The sequence below is a fragment of the Paractinoplanes atraurantiacus genome (assembly GCF_900215205.1).
Lineage (GTDB): Bacteria > Actinomycetota > Actinomycetes > Mycobacteriales > Micromonosporaceae > Actinoplanes > Actinoplanes atraurantiacus.
The window spans coordinates 1-15,060 of record NZ_OBDY01000012.1; the positions used below are offsets into that span (position 1 = coordinate 1).

General features: G+C 69.4%; 20 protein-coding genes. 8 read left to right on the plus strand and 12 right to left on the minus strand.

The window, feature by feature from the left end:
* The 3 genes from CRP55_RS25270 to CRP55_RS25280 form a co-directional block, all read left to right on the plus strand.
* On the plus strand, positions 1-280 hold a 280-nt coding region (locus CRP55_RS25270), incomplete at its 5' end, for an integrase core domain-containing protein (RefSeq protein WP_143234871.1).
* Between the two features lie 163 nt (positions 281-443).
* Positions 444-962 carry a helix-turn-helix domain-containing protein gene (locus tag CRP55_RS25275; protein ID WP_218854699.1) on the plus strand — a complete coding sequence of 173 codons (519 nt, stop codon included), beginning with the start codon at positions 444-446 and terminating at the stop codon, positions 960-962.
* Positions 962-1,525: a DUF6036 family nucleotidyltransferase gene (locus CRP55_RS25280; protein WP_097322630.1), complete on the plus strand. Its 564-nt coding sequence runs from the start codon at positions 962-964 to the stop codon at positions 1,523-1,525. Before CRP55_RS25275 ends, CRP55_RS25280 begins: the two co-directional genes overlap by 1 nt.
* A 46-nt stretch (positions 1,526-1,571) precedes the next feature.
* On the opposite strand, the gene CRP55_RS53220 is transcribed toward CRP55_RS25280, so the two are convergent.
* The 9 genes from CRP55_RS53220 to eno all read right to left on the minus strand — a co-directional run bounded on the left by CRP55_RS53220 (position 1,572) and on the right by eno (position 8,643).
* The gene (locus tag CRP55_RS53220) at positions 1,572-2,351 is read right to left on the minus strand and encodes an LppU/SCO3897 family protein (RefSeq protein ID WP_097322631.1); all 780 of its coding nucleotides are present in this window, start codon (positions 2,349-2,351) and stop codon (positions 1,572-1,574) included.
* A 99-nt stretch (positions 2,352-2,450) separates the two neighbouring features.
* Complete coding sequence (locus CRP55_RS25290) at positions 2,451-3,653, minus strand: HAAS signaling domain-containing protein (protein WP_101536214.1); 1,203 nt, start codon at positions 3,651-3,653, stop codon at positions 2,451-2,453.
* Positions 3,650-3,979 carry a PadR family transcriptional regulator gene (locus tag CRP55_RS25295; RefSeq protein WP_097322856.1) on the minus strand — a complete coding sequence of 110 codons (330 nt, stop codon included), beginning with the start codon at positions 3,977-3,979 and terminating at the stop codon, positions 3,650-3,652. The genes CRP55_RS25290 and CRP55_RS25295 overlap by 4 nt, the downstream gene beginning before the upstream one ends.
* 33 nt (positions 3,980-4,012) lie before the next feature.
* Entirely contained in the window at positions 4,013-4,837 is an 825-nt protein-coding gene (nadE, locus tag CRP55_RS25300; protein WP_097322632.1) for an NAD(+) synthase, read from the minus strand.
* Positions 4,834-5,742: a Ppx/GppA phosphatase family protein gene (locus CRP55_RS25305; protein WP_097322633.1), complete on the minus strand. Its 909-nt coding sequence runs from the start codon at positions 5,740-5,742 to the stop codon at positions 4,834-4,836. Before CRP55_RS25305 ends, nadE begins: the two co-directional genes overlap by 4 nt.
* Positions 5,739-6,233 carry an amino-acid N-acetyltransferase gene (locus CRP55_RS25310; RefSeq protein ID WP_245923367.1) on the minus strand — a complete coding sequence of 165 codons (495 nt, stop codon included), beginning with the start codon at positions 6,231-6,233 and terminating at the stop codon, positions 5,739-5,741. Before CRP55_RS25310 ends, CRP55_RS25305 begins: the two co-directional genes overlap by 4 nt.
* 1 nt (position 6,234) lies before the next feature.
* The gene (locus CRP55_RS25315; protein WP_143234873.1) at positions 6,235-6,720 is read right to left on the minus strand and encodes a DUF501 domain-containing protein; all 486 of its coding nucleotides are present in this window, start codon (positions 6,718-6,720) and stop codon (positions 6,235-6,237) included.
* A 1-nt stretch (position 6,721) separates the two neighbouring features.
* Positions 6,722-7,270 carry an FtsB family cell division protein gene (locus CRP55_RS25320; protein ID WP_097322635.1) on the minus strand — a complete coding sequence of 183 codons (549 nt, stop codon included), beginning with the start codon at positions 7,268-7,270 and terminating at the stop codon, positions 6,722-6,724.
* Positions 7,271-7,359: 89 nt separating this feature from the next.
* Complete coding sequence (eno, locus tag CRP55_RS25325; RefSeq protein ID WP_097322636.1) at positions 7,360-8,643, minus strand: phosphopyruvate hydratase; 1,284 nt, start codon at positions 8,641-8,643, stop codon at positions 7,360-7,362.
* A gap of 86 nt (positions 8,644-8,729) precedes the next feature.
* Between eno and CRP55_RS25330 the strand changes: the two genes are divergently transcribed.
* Genes CRP55_RS25330 through CRP55_RS25340 form a run of 3 tightly spaced genes read left to right on the plus strand, consistent with a single transcriptional unit; the run spans position 8,730 to position 10,488 of the window.
* Positions 8,730-9,419: a PilZ domain-containing protein gene (locus tag CRP55_RS25330; protein WP_245923368.1), complete on the plus strand. Its 690-nt coding sequence runs from the start codon at positions 8,730-8,732 to the stop codon at positions 9,417-9,419.
* 38 nt (positions 9,420-9,457) lie between these two features.
* Entirely contained in the window at positions 9,458-10,096 is a 639-nt protein-coding gene (locus CRP55_RS52260; protein ID WP_143234875.1) for a hypothetical protein, read from the plus strand.
* Entirely contained in the window at positions 10,096-10,488 is a 393-nt protein-coding gene (locus tag CRP55_RS25340) for a hypothetical protein (RefSeq protein WP_097322639.1), read from the plus strand. The genes CRP55_RS52260 and CRP55_RS25340 overlap by 1 nt, the downstream gene beginning before the upstream one ends.
* 54 nt (positions 10,489-10,542) lie before the next feature.
* Here CRP55_RS25340 and CRP55_RS25345 read toward each other — a convergent pair whose 3' ends face one another.
* Positions 10,543-11,685 carry a serine hydrolase domain-containing protein gene (locus CRP55_RS25345; RefSeq protein WP_097322640.1) on the minus strand — a complete coding sequence of 381 codons (1,143 nt, stop codon included), beginning with the start codon at positions 11,683-11,685 and terminating at the stop codon, positions 10,543-10,545.
* Between the two features lie 159 nt (positions 11,686-11,844).
* On the opposite strand from CRP55_RS25345, the gene CRP55_RS25350 reads away from it, so the two are divergent.
* Both CRP55_RS25350 and CRP55_RS25355 read left to right on the plus strand, forming a co-directional pair.
* A complete protein-coding gene (locus CRP55_RS25350; protein WP_097322641.1) occupies positions 11,845-12,372 on the plus strand; it encodes an RNA polymerase sigma factor in 528 nt (175 codons plus the stop codon).
* A complete protein-coding gene (locus tag CRP55_RS25355; protein ID WP_097322642.1) occupies positions 12,369-12,794 on the plus strand; it encodes a transmembrane transport protein in 426 nt (141 codons plus the stop codon). The genes CRP55_RS25350 and CRP55_RS25355 overlap by 4 nt, the downstream gene beginning before the upstream one ends.
* 99 nt (positions 12,795-12,893) lie before the next feature.
* On the opposite strand, the gene CRP55_RS25360 is transcribed toward CRP55_RS25355, so the two are convergent.
* Together CRP55_RS25360 and CRP55_RS25365 are read right to left on the minus strand one after the other, a co-directional pair.
* Positions 12,894-14,156, minus strand: a complete 1,263-nt coding sequence (locus CRP55_RS25360) for an RICIN domain-containing protein (RefSeq protein WP_097322643.1) — start codon at positions 14,154-14,156, stop codon at positions 12,894-12,896.
* Between the two features lie 119 nt (positions 14,157-14,275).
* Complete coding sequence (locus tag CRP55_RS25365) at positions 14,276-14,971, minus strand: hypothetical protein (protein WP_097322644.1); 696 nt, start codon at positions 14,969-14,971, stop codon at positions 14,276-14,278.
* Positions 14,972-15,060 lie beyond the last annotated feature (89 nt).

Below are 15,060 nucleotides of genomic sequence, written 5' to 3' on the forward strand. Positions count from 1 at the left end.
CGCCCGCCTCGCCAAACGACACCACGTCCGGCTCTCCGTCGGCCGGCGCGGCCAGTGCTGGGACAACGCCGTCGCCGAATCGTTTTTCTCGACCATCAAAACCGAACTCATTCACCGGCAGGCCTGGCCCACCCGGGCTGCGGCCCGACAGGCGATATTCGAGTACATCGAAGGTTGGTACAACATCCGCCGCCGGCACTCCAGCCTTGGCTACCAAAGCCCAGCCGCCTACGAGACTGGCACCAATACCCGGCCGCTAACCGTTCTCAAGGTAGCTTGAGGATCAACACATCGACCCTGTCCGTCGAATCGGGTCAGGCCCAAAGATCTCCAGGAAGTGCTGACCCTGCTGCGGACGGAAGGGCCGGTTCATGGGCGGCAGCCGGTGCAGTGAGGGCCTAAACGCGGCGGTCGACCATAGCAATTTTTGCTATAGTCGAATCATGACGAACCGTGGCGAGGTTCTGCGGGACGTGATGCGGGATACCGGCATCACTCAGTCCGAGCTGTCCCGGATCAGTGGGGTCCGTCAGCCGAGCATCAGCCAGTACCTCTCCGGGCACGGGCACCTGAGCGACGACATGCTCGATCGCCTCCTGTCCTGCATGGGATACCGGCTAGAGGTCATTCGGCGCCCCGTCAGGCAGGAGCTGGGCCGCTCACCGAGACGCTCCTGGGAGCTGCACCGCCGGCTCAGCAGCCATCTGACGTCCACAACGTTGGATGAGTGGCGGCCCATCATGCTGCACAATCTCGAACGCTTGCGAGAGGGCACCCGCGGCCAACCCCACCTGCGGAATCTGGACCGATGGCAACACCTCGTCGACGAGGGCGACCTGACAGGGTTGCACCGCGTGATGACAGGACTCGACACCGACTCGATAGAGATGCGCGAGGTCTCGCCGATGCGCGGTCTGCTGCCTCAGTCCGAGCGCTCCGCGGCTCTGAAGCTGGCGAGCTGATGCGACGCGATCAACTCGAACATGCAATCCGGACCGCTTGTCAGATCATCGGACACGACGCTGTGGTCGTCGTCGGTTCCCAATCCATCCTCGGATCCTTCACCGAGGACGAGCTTCCCGCCGAGGCCACCATGTCGACCGAGATCGACATTCTTCCGCTCGGCGACGACGGCGGGGACGTCGCAAGACTCGCCGACCTGATCGAAGGCGTCGCCGGTGAATGGTCACCCTTCGAGGAGCAGCACGGCTTCAGCATCGACGGCGTCGACCTCGACACGGCGATCCTGCCGACCGGCTGGCGGGAGCGGCTGGTCAAAGTCCAAAACGCGAACACCGCTGCGCTGACCGGAAACCCTCAGTACACGGGCTGGTGCCTCGACAAAGAGGACCTATGTGTCGCGAAGCTGTGCGCTCTCCGCGAGAAGGACCGGAACTTCGTGGGCGCACTACTCGACGCCGGGCTCGTCGACGCCGACGTCATCGGAGTACGGCTCTCCGAGGTGCCGGCGAAGCACCAGGCCTCCGCCGGTCACGCGATCGCATGGCTGGCGGCGAGGTCCTGAAGAAACAGACCGGCGAGGACCTGGGAAGGTCCTCGCCGGGGATGCCTCAGGACGCCTTGGTGGGGCGCAGGCAGAGGAGGTAGCCGCCGTCGCTGGCGCTGCCCAGGACGAGGAAGCGCTCGCCCTCCTTGAAGAACTTGTCGCAAGACGTGGACTTGGGGTCGCTTTCGCCCTCTACGCGGGCCACGACCGAGTAGGCGGCGTCGGAGTCGGCGCAGTCGACCACGTTGGCCTGGGTGCGTTCGGTCTTGTCCTCGGGGATGTCGGTGTCGGCGGAGATGCAGTCGCCGGCCTTGGCCTCCTTGGCGTCGTCGCCGCCGAAGAGGGCCGAGCCGATGCCGACCTTCAGGGCGATGACGATGATGCCGACGACGATCGCGCCGAAGACGCGCAGGAGCACCTTGCCGGCGCCGCCGCTCTTCTTCTCGACCGGGAAGGCCACGTAGTTGGGCGGGGCCTCGCCGCTGTTCGGCGGCGGGAAACCGCCGGCGTTGGGCGGCGGGAAACCGCCGGGCTGGGCGCCGGGCGGCGGGAAGCCGGGCTGCGGCGCGCCGCCGGGCTGGGCACCCGCGGGCGGGAAGCCGGGCTGGGCTCCGGCCGGCGGGTAGGCGGGCTGGGTGCCGTCGGGGGTGTAAGCGGGCTGGGCCGGCTGGCCCTGGGGGGCCGGCGGGTAGCCGGGGTGGTTCTGGGCAGGCGGCGGGAAGCCGGGCTGGCCCTGACCCGCGGGCGGGTAGCCGGGCTGGGGGCCGCCTGCGGGCGGGTAGCCGGGCTGGCCCTGGCCGGGCGGCGGGTAGTCGCCGCCGAACGGCGGGACGGGGTTGCTCACTGGGGTGGTTCCTTTCCGGGGGCCGGTCGAGGGGGTCGACCGATCGCAGAGGGACCCTAACGATCGGCCGGACCCGGCCGCGACCCCGTTACCCAGCTTTTATCGGCCGCCCGCGCCGGTCGGCGAGGGGGCGCCGGCCGAAGCGGAGGGCGCCGGCCGGCCCGAGGAGGCGCCGTTGGCGGCGGACGACGACGGCGCGGCAGCACCCGACGGCTTGGCCGCGGCACCCGAGGGCGAAGCGGCGCCGGCCGAGGGCGCGGCGGCGTCGTCTGCGGGCGTAGCGGCGTCGCCCGCGGAAGGGGCGGCGTCGCCCGCGGAAGGGGCGGCGTCGCCCGCGGAAGGGGCGGCGTCGTCCGCGGAGGGGGTGCCGTCCTCCGAGAGCGCCGGGGGGATGAGCTCCGACGGAGTCGGGCGGGCGTCGGCCGACGGGGTGGGGCCGAAGGGTGCGTCCTGCGGGCAGTACGGGTAGCCCAGGTTGCGGGTGTGCCAGGTCTCGCCGGTGTTCGGGTCGGTGCAGTAGCCGCCGCCGAACTGCAGGGGGTTGCCGTTCTGGTCGAAGACGCGCGCGTTGCGGACCAGGTTGCCGTCCTCGTCGTACACGAATAAGTCGTTGACCGTGTCGTAGGGGTTGCTGGGCTCGTAGCTGCCCACGTCGCTGAAGCCGGGCTGCCGGACGTTGTTGTCGGCCGTGGTGAAGCCGGCCAGGCCGAAAATCACCAGAACGGTCGTCGCTGAATAGAGCGCCCACCGCGGCCACTGCGACAGCCGGACGCCGCGCTTGCCGAGCAGGATCGAACCGGCGATGCCGCCCGCCAGCAGGGCCAGGGCGATGATGTCGCTGCCGCCGACGCGGGGCAGCAGGCCGGGGTTGCCCGAGCTGTCGTCCAGGATCATCGCCACGGCCATCGCCACCAGGTAGCCGCGCAGCACCCACCAGGCCGGGCGCAGCAGCACCAGGAAGTCGCTGGCCTTGGGGTAGCCGATCAGCGGGCCGACCTTGACGTCGGCCTTGTCGAGGACCGGCTGCACCTTGGCCCTGATCTCGGCCGGGGTCACCCACTTGCCGCGCGGCGGGTCGGGGAAGCCGCCGACGAAGCCGGCCGTGGCGCGCAGCTCCGCCGCGTACGCCGCCGGGGTCCCCAGCCGGTCGATCAGCGTGCCCGAACCCTCGGCCCGGACCTCCGCCAAGTGTTCCGGCAGATCTTCCAGCAGCTCGTCGCGGGTCGGGCCGGGCAGGTCGGCCAGGGCCTCCCGGACCGCGGCCACGTAGTCGGCAATCTCGTCCTGCGCCGTGATGTTCACGCCGTCCCCCGCTCGCGAAGAAGATCGTCCATGGTGGATGCGAAGCCGCTCCAGGTCTTGGCGGACCGTTCCAGCTCGGCCCGGCCGGCGGGGTTCAGGCCGTAGTACTTGCGATGGGGGCCTTCGTCGCTGGGCACGACATACGTGGTCAGGAAGCCGGCCGCGAACAAGCGGCGCAGCGTGCCGTAGACCGAGGCGTCACCGACGTCGTCGAGGCCGGCGGCCCGGAGCCTGCGCAGGATGTCGTAGCCGTAGCCGTCCTCGTCGCGCAGCGCGGCGAGGACGGCCAGATCCAGCACGCCCTTGAGGAGCTGGGTGGTATCCACGCGGTGCACAGTACTGCGCACTGCGAAATACCGTCAAGAACGCCACCACGCATCGAGCGGCGTCACCGGCACCGTCCGCTTGTGCCGGGTCGCGAGAAACAGAGACTCGACGCGCTCCGCCACCGCGGCGGAGACGTCAGCGCCTTCCAGGTAGTCGTCGATCTCGGCATAGCGAACGCCGAGCGCCTCCTCGTCCGGCAGGGCCGGGCGATCGTCCTCGAGATCGGCTGTCGGCACCTTCTGCCAGCAAGAAGCCGGGGCGTCCAAATGACGCAACAGAGAAGCCCCTTGGCGCTTGGTCAGGCCGGTCAGCGGCGTGATGTCCACACCACCGTCGCCGAACTTGGTGAAGAAGCCGGTCACCGCCTCGGCCGCGTGGTCGGTGCCGACGACCAGCATGTTGAGCTGGCCGGCGACCGAGTACTGGATGACCATGCGCTCGCGGGCCTTGATGTTGCCGCGGACGAAGTCGCGCACCGGCTCGCCCAGGCCTGCCGCCGTCTCCGCCGCCACCGCGTCCGAGCTGGGCTTGACGTTGACCGCGATGGACCGGTCGGGCTCGATGAAGCGCAGCGCGATCTGCGCGTCGTCCTCGTCGGCCTGCACGCCGTACGGAAGCCGGACGGCCACGAACGTCGCGTCGTGTCCCTCGGCCCGCAACTCGGCCGCGGCCGTCTGGCAGAGCTTGCCGGCCAGGGTGCTGTCCTGTCCGCCGCTGATGCCGAGCACGAAGCCCTTGGCCGGTGTCGACCGCAGGTAGTCCTTGAGGAAGTCGATCCGCTGCCGGATCTCGGCGGCCGCGTCGATGGACGACTTGACGCCGAGCTCGGCGACGATCTGCTGTCGAAGGTTGGTCATCCCACCAGTTTGTAGGCGATCCCGTCGAGAATGTCGTGTTCGGAGGCGATCACCGAGGTCTGCCCGGCGCGTTCCATGATGATCCGCAGGATCAGCGCTCCGCCGCCGATCACGTCGGCCCGGCCCGGGTGCATCACGGGCAGTGACCGCCGCTCGGCCACGGACATGGCCAGCACGTCGGAGGTGACCGCGGCGACCTGCTCGTAGGTCACCCTCGCGTGGTGGATGCGCGTGGGGTCGTACGAGGGAAGGTCCTCGGCCAGAGCAACGACGGTCGTGACCGTCCCGGCCAGCCCGACCAGCGTCTTCGCTTCTTTCCCGGGCACCGCGGCGAGCGCGACGTCGACCGCGGCCTCGATGTCCCGCTCGGCCGCGACGATCTCGGCGGCGGTCGGCGGATCACCGTGCAGGTGACGCTCCGTCATCCGGACGCAGCCGATGTCCATCGAGATGGCATGATCGACGCTTTCACTGCCCGTGACGAACTCGGTCGAGCCGCCGCCGATGTCGACGATCAGGTAGGGCTGCTCGGCCTTGAGGCCGGCCACGGCGCCGGCGAACGACAGCCGCGCCTCCTCGTCCCCGCTGATCACCTCGGGGTCGACGCCGAGCACGCCGCGGACCATGGCGCGGAAGTCCTGCGCGTTGTCGGCGTCCCGCGACGCCGAGGTCGCGCACATGCGCACCTTCGCCACGTCATGCGACGTGATGGAAGCGGCAAAACCGGCAAGAGCTTTCCGCGTACGGGCGATGGCCGCGTCCGACAGCCGTCCCGTCCGGTCGACGCCCTCGCCGAGCCGGACGATCTCCATCTGGCGCGTCACATCGGTCAGGCCGCCTTCGATCACGTCCGCGATGAGCAGGCGGATCGAGTTCGTCCCGCAGTCGATCGCCGCGACTCTCATAGGTGCAGCAGCATTCTCGTGTTTCCCAACGTGTTCGGCTTGACCCGTTCCAGATCGAGGAATTCGGCCACACCCTCGTCGTACGACCGCAGCAGTTGCTCATAGACGGCGTGCGGCACGGGCGCGCCGTCGATCTCGGTGAACCCGAACGAGCCGAAGAAGCGGGTCTCGAACGTGAGGCAGAAGACGCGGGCCACGCCGACCTCGCGGGCCACGTCGAGCAGCTGCTCGACGATCCGGCGGCCGATCTTCTGGCCCCGGGCCGCGGGGTCGACGGCGACCGTGCGGATCTCGGCCAGGTCCTCCCACATGACGTGCAGGGCGCCGCAGCCGTACACCCGGTCGCGGTCGTCGACGGCGACCCAGAACTCCTGGACCGACTCGTACAGGGTGACCGTCGCCTTGCTCAGCAGCCGGCGGTCGGTGGTGTAGGTGTCGACGAGGTCGCGGATGGCCCGCACGTCCTTGGTCCTGGCGCGACGGATCTCCACGCTAGGAATCCTTGCGCACACAGGGCCCGTCGGCCCACCACGGCTCCACCGCGTCGCGCACCTCGTCACCGAACGGGTTGATGCCACGGCCCACGGCGAGCGCGTGCCCGAGGTGCACATGCAGGCATTTCACCCGATCGGGCATGCCGCCGGCGGCCACGTGGGCGATCTCGGGCACGTCCTGGATGGCCTTGCGGCGGGTCACGTAGTCCTCGGCCGCCTTCTTGTACTGCTCGGCGAGCTCGGGATCGGTGGACAGGCGCTCCTGCATGTCGCGCATGACACCGGCCGACTCGAGCCGGCTGCACGCGGCCGTGGCGTGCGGGCAGGTCAAGTAGTAGAGGGTGGGGAACGGGGTGCCGTCCTCCAGGCGGGGCGACGTCTCCACGACGTCGGGATTTCCGCACGGGCAGCGGTGCGCGATGGCACGGGTGCCCCGGGGACGGCGGCCCAGCTGGGCCTCGACAATGTCCAGGTCGTCTTGCATCTTATTCAGAGGACTCCGTGTCAGCGGCTCGAACGCTGTTCCACATGGTGTCGTACCAGGGGCCGGATGCGGCCGCCGGATCTTTCTCCCCGGCCTCGGCGGCGGCGCCGGCCGGGTCGTTCAGCACGAGCAGGGGAGTCTCCCCCGGGCGTACATAGAAAAGCTTTTCCCGGGCCTGGGCCCGCACATATTCCGGGTCGTTCCATTTCTGGAGCTCTTGCGACGTCTGTGCGATCTTTTCGCGCTGGGTGGCCTGGTCGGCCTCGAGCTGCTCGATCTGCGACCGCTGCGCGAGATAGACCCGCAAGGGATAGGTGTACGCCAGGGCCAGCGCGATCAACACGATGATGAGCACGGTGGCCCGGCCGGTGAGCGCGCGCGGGCGCGGCGCCACCGTCCGTTTCGTGGTGCCCCGGCTGACCGTGACCGTGCGCCGCGAGGCGGAGGGCCGGTTGCGCTGGATGCGGGTGGAGCCGGTGGTCCGCACGCGCGCCGAACCGGGGCGGCGGGCCGGGCCCTGACCGCTCGGTGCTCGTCGCTGTGTCGTCACCCTGCTCCCCCGCTCGCTGTGCCGCCCGCTTCCGGAAACCTATGCCCCGGAAAGCGGGCGCCACAACTCCATGATCTAGCGGGCGCTCGTCACGCCGTGCGGTAACGCGGGAAAGCGCCCGCACCGGCGTACCGGGCCGCGCCCTCCAGCTGCTCCTCGATGCGCAGGAGCTGGTTGTACTTGGCGACGCGGTCGGAACGGGCCGGCGCGCCCGTCTTGATCTGTCCGCTGCCCACCGCGACGGCCAGGTCGGCGATCGTGGTGTCCTCGGTCTCGCCCGAGCGGTGGCTCATCATGGTCGTGAAACCGGCCCGGTGGGCCAGGTCGACCGCGTCGAGCGTCTCGGTGAGCGAGCCGATCTGGTTGACCTTGACGAGGACCGAGTTGGCCGCGCCCTCGGCGATGCCCCGGCCGATGCGGGTCGGGTTGGTCACGAACAGGTCGTCGCCGACGATCTGGATCTTGCTGCCGAGCTCCGAGGTCATCGCGCTCCAGCCGGCCCAGTCCTCCTCGGACAGCGGGTCCTCGATCGAGACGATCGGGTAGTCGGCGGCCAGCTTGGCGTAGTAGGCGATCATCTCGTCGGTCGACTTCGGGTTGCCCTCGAAGACGTACGAACCGTCGGAGTAGAACTCGGTCGCCGCGACGTCCATGGCCAGCACGATGTCGGTGCCCAGGGAGAAGCCGGCGGCCTGCACGGCCTCGGCGATCAGGTCGAGCGCGGACGCGTTGGACGGCAGGCTCGGCGCGAAGCCGCCCTCGTCGCCCAGGCCGGTCGAGAGGCCCTTCTTCTTCAGCACCGACTTGAGGGCGTGGTAGACCTCGGCGCCGGTGCGCAGCGCCTCGCGGAAGGTGGGCGCCCCGATCGGGGCGATCATGAATTCCTGCACGTCGACGTTCGAGTCGGCGTGGGCGCCGCCGTTGAGGATGTTCATCATCGGCACCGGCAGGACGGCCGCGTTGGGCCCGCCGACGTAGCGGAACAGCGGAAGCTCGGCCGAGAGCGCGGCGGCCTTGGCCACCGCCAGCGACACGCCGAGGATGGCGTTCGCGCCCAGCTCCGACTTGTCGGCCGTGCCGTCCAGGTCGAGCATCTTCTGGTCGATCAGCCGCTGCTCGCTCGCCTCGTAGCCGAGGAGCTCGTCGGCGATCTTGTCTTCGACGTTGGCGACGGCCTTCTCGACACCCTTGCCGAGGTAGCGGCCCTTGTCGCCGTCGCGCAGCTCGATCGCCTCGAACGCGCCCGTGGAGGCACCCGAGGGGACCGCGGCGCGGCCGACCGTGCCGTCGTCGAGCCCGACCTCGACCTCGACGGTCGGGTTGCCCCGGGAGTCCAGGATCTCGCGGGCGACGATCGCTTCAATGGTGGCCATGTGTCGTGTCGCTCCCTTTGTGTAACGCTGCCGTTCACCGACCGCGACCCTGCGGCCGACCACGACAATGAGCGTATCGAGCCCAAGTGGCGGGCGTACGCGCGGTGGGTGAAAACGCTAAGGTCGCCGGCCGGCCTGCCGATGACACCGGCACTATGAGCGCACCCTTGCTTCCCGCCGACGGCTCGTACGTGGAGTTGACCTCCTTCGGCGAGACGATGCCCGAAGTCCGCGTCGTACAGGCCTCGGGGACGGTGATCACGCTGTCCCTGGCCGTGGCCGACCTCCCGCCGGCCAACTCGACGGTCACGCTGCGCTGGGCGGCGGCTCCGCGCGGTCGCTACGCGCTGTCCGCGCAGGTGGTGGCGATCGACGGAAACCGGGTGGAAGTGCGGTTTTCGGGCGAGCCGGCGATCGAGCAGAGCCGCGACTACGTCCGCGGCGGTGGCGGGGAGCCGATCGTCCTGCTCCTCCCGTCTGAGGAACCGGCGCAGGGCCAGGTGCACGACCTCAGCGAACACTCCGTGCGGGCCCGCTTCACCGACGTCACGGTCCGCCCCGGCGATGACATCACGCTGCGCATTCAGTTGGACGACGAGATCGTGTCGTTCCCGGCGCGGGCCACCAAGGTCAGCTCGATGCGCCAGCAGGTGCCGTCGCGGGGACCGCTTCAGGTGGAATTGGTAGCGGTTTTCCCGGAAATCGACGAACATCAGGCGAAAATCGTGCGGCACTACATCCTGCAAGCCCAATTGCGGGCGCGCCGCCAATACTGATTTGCGGCGGGTTGCGCGCGTAGGACATGGTGTCAGTCGTGCCTGTTCCGCGCCTTACCGCCGCCGCTGCCGCGTTAGCCGCCGGCGCGCTGCTGCTCGGCACGACCGCCTGCACCGGCCTCGACGAGGCGAGCGCGGCCGGCCCGACCCGCGACGACCTGATCACGGAGACGGCCGCGCAGCTCGCCGCCGGTGGCGCACTGACCTACACGGCGACCTACCACCTGGCCGGCGGCGCCACGGCGACGATCACGCAGGAGCCGTCGCGCTCCAGCTACGTCTATCCCGGCGGCCGCCTCATCGTCACCCCGACAGCGACGATCAGATGCCAGGGCGTTTCCTGTACGAGGTCAGCGCCCGACCCGACCGCGGCCGCCACCCTCACCGGGGCGCTGGTGACCCCCGAGGCCGCCGAGTCGATGCTGACCACGGCCGCCCTCGACCCCGAGGTCGTCTCCACCCAGCGCGACACGACGATCGCCGGCCGCCACGCCACGTGCCTGTCACTGAAAGAGGTCTCGGGCACCCCGGCCAGCGCCTTCGACCTGTGCGTGACCAACGAGGGCGCCCTGGCCAGCTTCGCCGCCACGATCGCCGGCAAAAAGGCCGACATCACCCTGACCTCCCTCACCGACGACACGGAGGCCGGCGCTTTCCTCGAGCCCACCAAGCGCTGATGCCCGAGCCGTTCCAGGTCGTCTCGACCTACTCAGCGCACGGCGACGCCCGCGGCCGCGGTGGCCTCGCGATCCTGATCCCGGACATGACGCCGGACGGACTTCACCCCGCTGACGCCCGGGTCGAGACGACCGAGGGTGAACTGCCGTGGCCGGCGCTGATCTCACTCCTCGACCGGGTGGGATCGGAGAGCGACCTCTGGCCGGCCGCTCCTCCGCCCGGCGGGGGCCGCCTGGAGGTACGCATTCCGGACCGCAAGCCGCGCCTGGCTCCGTTCCGCCCTGAGCCTCTCGACAAGGCGACCCTGCACATCCACGGCGCGCCGGCCCTGCCCTGGCTCGTGTTCCAGCATTTCGTGACCGCCGTCCTTTCGGCGGGTGAGCGGGCGTGAAGCGGTGCGACCCCGGCGCGGTCGGCGCCGGGGTCGCGGGCTGTCGGTTGTGGACTACTTCGATCCGCAGATCACGTCGTCCGCCAGCTGGTTGATGCGGCCCTGGAGGGCCTGCTGTGTCTCACCCGAGGCCGGCTGGGTGGTCAAGGACAGCACGACCACCCGCTTGCCGTTCGGGCTCACGGCGTTGGCGGTGTGGGAGCCGGGGACGTCGCCGCCGTGCGCCCAATAACCGCCGCAGCGGTTGGGGATGAACTCGATGCCCAGGCCGTAACGGGTGCCGTCCTGCCAAGTCTCGGCGGGAACCGTGCGGTGCATGTCGGCCATCTGGCGCGGCGCGAGCAGGCGCCCCTGTTGCAGGGCCTGCCAGAAGCGGGCCAGGTCGGCGGGCGTGGTGATCAGGCCGCCGGCCGAGGCGGCGACCGTCGGGTTGAGGATCGTGGTGTCGTACAGCGGACCGTCCGGGGTCCACTGCTGGTGGGCCTTGGCGTGCGGGGCGGGCAGGGTGGCGCGGTCGCCCGGGTACGACGTGTGCCGCAGGCCGAGAGGGCGGATGATCCGATTGGTGACCTCGGCCGGCCACGGACGGCCGGTGGCCTTCTCGACGATCATTCCGGCCAGGATGTAGTTGGTGTTCGAGTAGTCCCAGCTCGTGCCGGGCGCGAAGACGGGCTCGTGCTTCATCGCCAGGGCCACCAGGTCGGCCAGGTCGTAGTGGTCGCGGCGGTGCGCCAGATAGCCCTCGTACGAGTCCAGGCCCTCCAGGGTGTTCGTGTAGTTGTACAGGCCGCTGGTGTGTTGCAGGAGCTGGCGGAGCGTGATGCGGCGGCCGTCGTTGCCGTTGCCGGAGACGACGCCGGGCAGCCAGTGGTCGACCGTGTCGTCGAGCGAGAGCCGCCGCTCGCCGGCCAGCTGGAGAACGACGACGGCGAGGAACGTCTTGGTGTTGCTGCCCATCCGGAAATAGCCGTCGGCCGGCGCGTCACCGGCCAGGGCCCGGCCGGTTCTTCCGTCGACCCGGCTCAGGGCCTGCACCCCCGTGATGCCGAGCCGGTGCAGGTCGTCGGCGGCGGCCTGCAGGCGTTGGTCTCCATGTCGGTTCTGGCTGGCCGCGGCGGCGGCTGGGCCGGCCGCCCCGGCTACGAGCGTCGCCACCAAGGCGGTGGCGACGCCCCACTGGGCCAGACGTTTGCGCATGGTCGAAACTCCCCCCGTCGGGACAAAACATGGACAACTCGACGGTATGAAGCTTCTCGATGCGAACCCAGCCGGTAATCCCCCGTAACGGGAGGGGACCTAGCACTACTGCGTCAGGCGGAATGAACCTTCGGCGCCCCCACAACGACTGACTAAGGCATGAGCGACGAGTCGCTGGTGGTTCGCTGCCAGCTGGGTGAGCGGGAAGCCTTCGCCGAGCTGGTGCGGGTCTGGCACGGGACGGTGGAACGCTACGTGCGCCGAATGCTGTCGCGAGCCGACGACGATGTGGTGCAGGAGATCTGGCTGGCGGTGGTGCGGCAGTTGCCCCGGCTGCGGCAACCGGGTCTTTTCGCGCCCTGGCTCTTCGCCATCGCACGGCGGGCGGTGATGAATCAATTGCGTCAGTCGTACGCGTCCCCCGACACCGGCCCGCTCGACGAGTCGGCCGCCGAAGCGGCCGGCGACCCGCTGCCCGACCTTCTCGACCGCGAGCTGATCGACGGGGCGCTGAGTGCGCTGCCGCCCCGCGACCGTGAGGTGCTGATCCTGTTCTACCTGTCGGACCTGCCGCTGGAGGCGTGCGCCCAGATCTGCGCCGTGCCGGTGGGGACGGTCAAGTCGCGGCTCCACCGAGCGCGGCGGCTGCTGCGCGCGGAACTTCTCCGAAAGGGCTACGAGGCATGACACCCGAGGACGTCCTCAAAGGACTGACAGGTCCGCTCTCGTTGCGCCGGCGCCTCTTCTACGTGGCCGTGGGGCTCGCCGGGCTGACCGGCAGCGCGCTGATCGCGCTGCTGTGGGCCACCGAGGCGGCGCTTCCCGCCCGTACACAAATCGCGTTTGCCGTTCTGATCGTCATCGGAATCGCGTGGGCCGGATTCGGCGGATGGGCCGTCACCCGGCGCGTGCCTTTGTTCGCCCGGGACCGCGTGGTGGCGGCCTGGCTGGGGATGGTGGCGTGGCTGTTGTTCGCCGCCGGGGCCCTGGCCATCCAGCGATCGCCGGGGGTGGCCGTCGTCGTCGTGCTGCTGGGCACGATCGGCGCGATCAATGTGGGTTTCGCCCGGCGTGCCCGAGCAACACTGCGACAGTCCCTACCGGACTGACCGGGCGGACGACGGACACACGTCGCCGCCGCCGACGCGGCTCAAGCCCAGCACCCCCGTGATGCCGAGCTTGTGCAGATCGCCGGCGGCGGACTGCGCCTACCTTGTCAGGCGGAAGCTCTGAGCCGCGGTGCCGTTGCAGGCGTACTGGACCAACTGGACGCTGTCAGCCTGGGAAGCGGCGGGGACGTCCAGGCACTTGCCGCTGTTGCGGTTGACGAAGTGGTAGTAGCCGCCGCCCTCGCTGACCGGCTGCCACTGCTGGTTCGCTCCCCCGCCGTACAGCCAAGTCTGAATTCTGGCGTTGTCCGCCGTGGACACATCGGTCACGTCGAGAACCTGGGCGGTGTTGCCGCGGTTGGCGATGCGGACGTAGCCGCCGCTGGTCGGGGTGAACTGGTACTGCTGCGCGGTGCTCGTATTGCAGGCGTACTGCTGAATCGCGGTGCCGTTGACCGTGCCGGCCGAGCGGGCGTCGACGCACTTGGCGCTGTTCTTGTTGACGACCGGGTACCAGCCGGCGGGGTCGATGGGCTGCTCGGCCGGGGGCTCACCGCCGCCGCTCTCGCCGGCCAGCCACAGGATGCTGTTGATGAGCCATTGGTTCTGCTGAGGGCTGGCAAAGGTCGAGGACGTACGAGTATTGGTCTCGTAGTTCATGCCGTTGTGCCCGAAGTTCGTGTAGATCATCTTGTAGTTCCGGTTCGACCAGATCAGCGGGTAGTAGCCGGAGCGCCACTGCTGATTGGGGTCGGTGCCGACCGGGAAGCTGGACGCGTCGATCGAGGCCAGGATGTCGATGTCGGGGTTCTGGCGCAGGTCGCGGCTCCACGAATACCACTCGCTGACCGCCGACGGGATGGTGGCGGGCAAGGTCGAAGTCGTGGGGTGTGTACGGTCGTCGATCCGCAAAGTCTCGGCGGTGGGGCCCCACGTGTTGGTCGCGAAGTTCCCGGAACCCAGGAACGTGTTGTAGTACCAGCTCCAGCTGTTGGCATCAGTGGTGAAGGCGCTGACGTGGAAACCGAGCCAGGCGCCGCCGTTCTGCATGTACTGCTGGAAGGCGGCCCGCCGATCGGCCGGCGGCGCGTCGTCCAGAAACATGATGACCTTGTAGCCGGCCAGGCCGGTCGCGCTGAGCCGGCTCCAGTCGGTGGTGGCCTCCCAGGTGAAGCCGTTCTGGGCGGCGGCCTGCGGGAACCATTCCCGCGCTTCCTTGTCGAAGTCGATGTGCGCGGCATCCCACGTCCCGTTGTAGAACGCGAGCACTTTGAACGGCGCCGCCGCCGCGGCGGCGGTAGGCACGACGAGCACAGCGGCGGCCGCCAGAAGGGCGACGAGGACACGTCTGAGCAGACTCATGTCAGCTACCTCAGGGATCTCGGGGATTTCGGGGAAGCGGCGCCGCTGGCACCCATCCTGAGGCATCGACATAGGTTGATTCAAGCAATAGTTAATGTAATTTCCAGATAGGCCTCGATCTAGTCGAGTGCCCTGACCTGCTGCGGCTTGACGATCGAGACGGCCTGGCCGTGCGTGGTGAACTTGGTGGCCGACTTGAAGGTGCGCGCGGTCAGGCCGGCCGTCACCTCTTTCGCCTCGACCGCGATGTCGATGGACGTGACGTTGCCCGCGGCGTCGGTGGTGGCGGTGAAGTCGCCGCCGGCCGGGCCGTAGAGGTCGAGGGCGGGAACTCCCAGCGGGAGGAAGCTCGACTTCTCAGAAAGCCAGAAGTAGCCCTTGTAGCCGTGCGGACCGCGACGCTCCACAAGGGTCACGTTCTCGGTGAAGCGGGCCAGGCCGTTGGGGTCGACCGGGTCGGACTTGACGAAGAGGACACCACTGCTCAGCTCGTCGAGATCGGCGTGGATCCACGGCCCTTCACCGTCGACCCGGCTGTAGGAGTCGGCGCCGATGACGATCGACTGGCCGGGCCGGCCGCCGGAGAGACTGACGGTACGGGTGAGCTTGCGCGCCTTCGGATCATGCGCGCCGGAGGCGGTGAGTCGCAGAGAAGCGGACACGTCACCGGTGACGCTGAACTTGTAGGGAGCAGATTGAAGCCGCCGCAGTGCCGCCCGAAACTCCTCCTTGGCATCGGGCCCACTGGCCGACGGCACCGGCTCGGCCGCGGGCTTGCCCTCACCTGCTCCGCAGCCGGCGACGAGCAGCACCATCAACGGAAGCAGCCCAAGAACCAACCATCTCGGACACCCCGCCGCCACGGAGATCCTCCACGCCGCCCGAGATCGTAGGGCTCGGCCGA

Excerpts from the sequence above, each read along its gene's own strand:
- CRP55_RS25275 (WP_218854699.1), top strand. The coding sequence starts at position 444 with ATGACGAACCGTGGCGAGGTTCTGCGGGACGTGATGCGGGATACCGGC.
- CRP55_RS25280 (WP_097322630.1), top strand. The coding sequence starts at position 962 with ATGCGACGCGATCAACTCGAACATGCAATCCGGACCGCTTGTCAGATC.
- nadE (WP_097322632.1), bottom strand. The coding sequence starts at position 4,837 with ATGACCAACCTTCGACAGCAGATCGTCGCCGAGCTCGGCGTCAAGTCG.
- CRP55_RS25305 (WP_097322633.1), bottom strand. The coding sequence starts at position 5,742 with ATGAGAGTCGCGGCGATCGACTGCGGGACGAACTCGATCCGCCTGCTC.
- CRP55_RS25315 (WP_143234873.1), bottom strand. The coding sequence starts at position 6,720 with ATGCAAGACGACCTGGACATTGTCGAGGCCCAGCTGGGCCGCCGTCCC.
- eno (WP_097322636.1), bottom strand. The coding sequence starts at position 8,643 with ATGGCCACCATTGAAGCGATCGTCGCCCGCGAGATCCTGGACTCCCGG.
- CRP55_RS25340 (WP_097322639.1), top strand. The coding sequence starts at position 10,096 with ATGCCCGAGCCGTTCCAGGTCGTCTCGACCTACTCAGCGCACGGCGAC.
- CRP55_RS25345 (WP_097322640.1), bottom strand. The coding sequence starts at position 11,685 with ATGCGCAAACGTCTGGCCCAGTGGGGCGTCGCCACCGCCTTGGTGGCG.
- CRP55_RS25350 (WP_097322641.1), top strand. The coding sequence starts at position 11,845 with ATGAGCGACGAGTCGCTGGTGGTTCGCTGCCAGCTGGGTGAGCGGGAA.
- CRP55_RS25355 (WP_097322642.1), top strand. The coding sequence starts at position 12,369 with ATGACACCCGAGGACGTCCTCAAAGGACTGACAGGTCCGCTCTCGTTG.
- CRP55_RS25360 (WP_097322643.1), bottom strand. The coding sequence starts at position 14,156 with ATGAGTCTGCTCAGACGTGTCCTCGTCGCCCTTCTGGCGGCCGCCGCT.
- CRP55_RS25365 (WP_097322644.1), bottom strand. The coding sequence starts at position 14,971 with ATGGTGCTGCTCGTCGCCGGCTGCGGAGCAGGTGAGGGCAAGCCCGCG.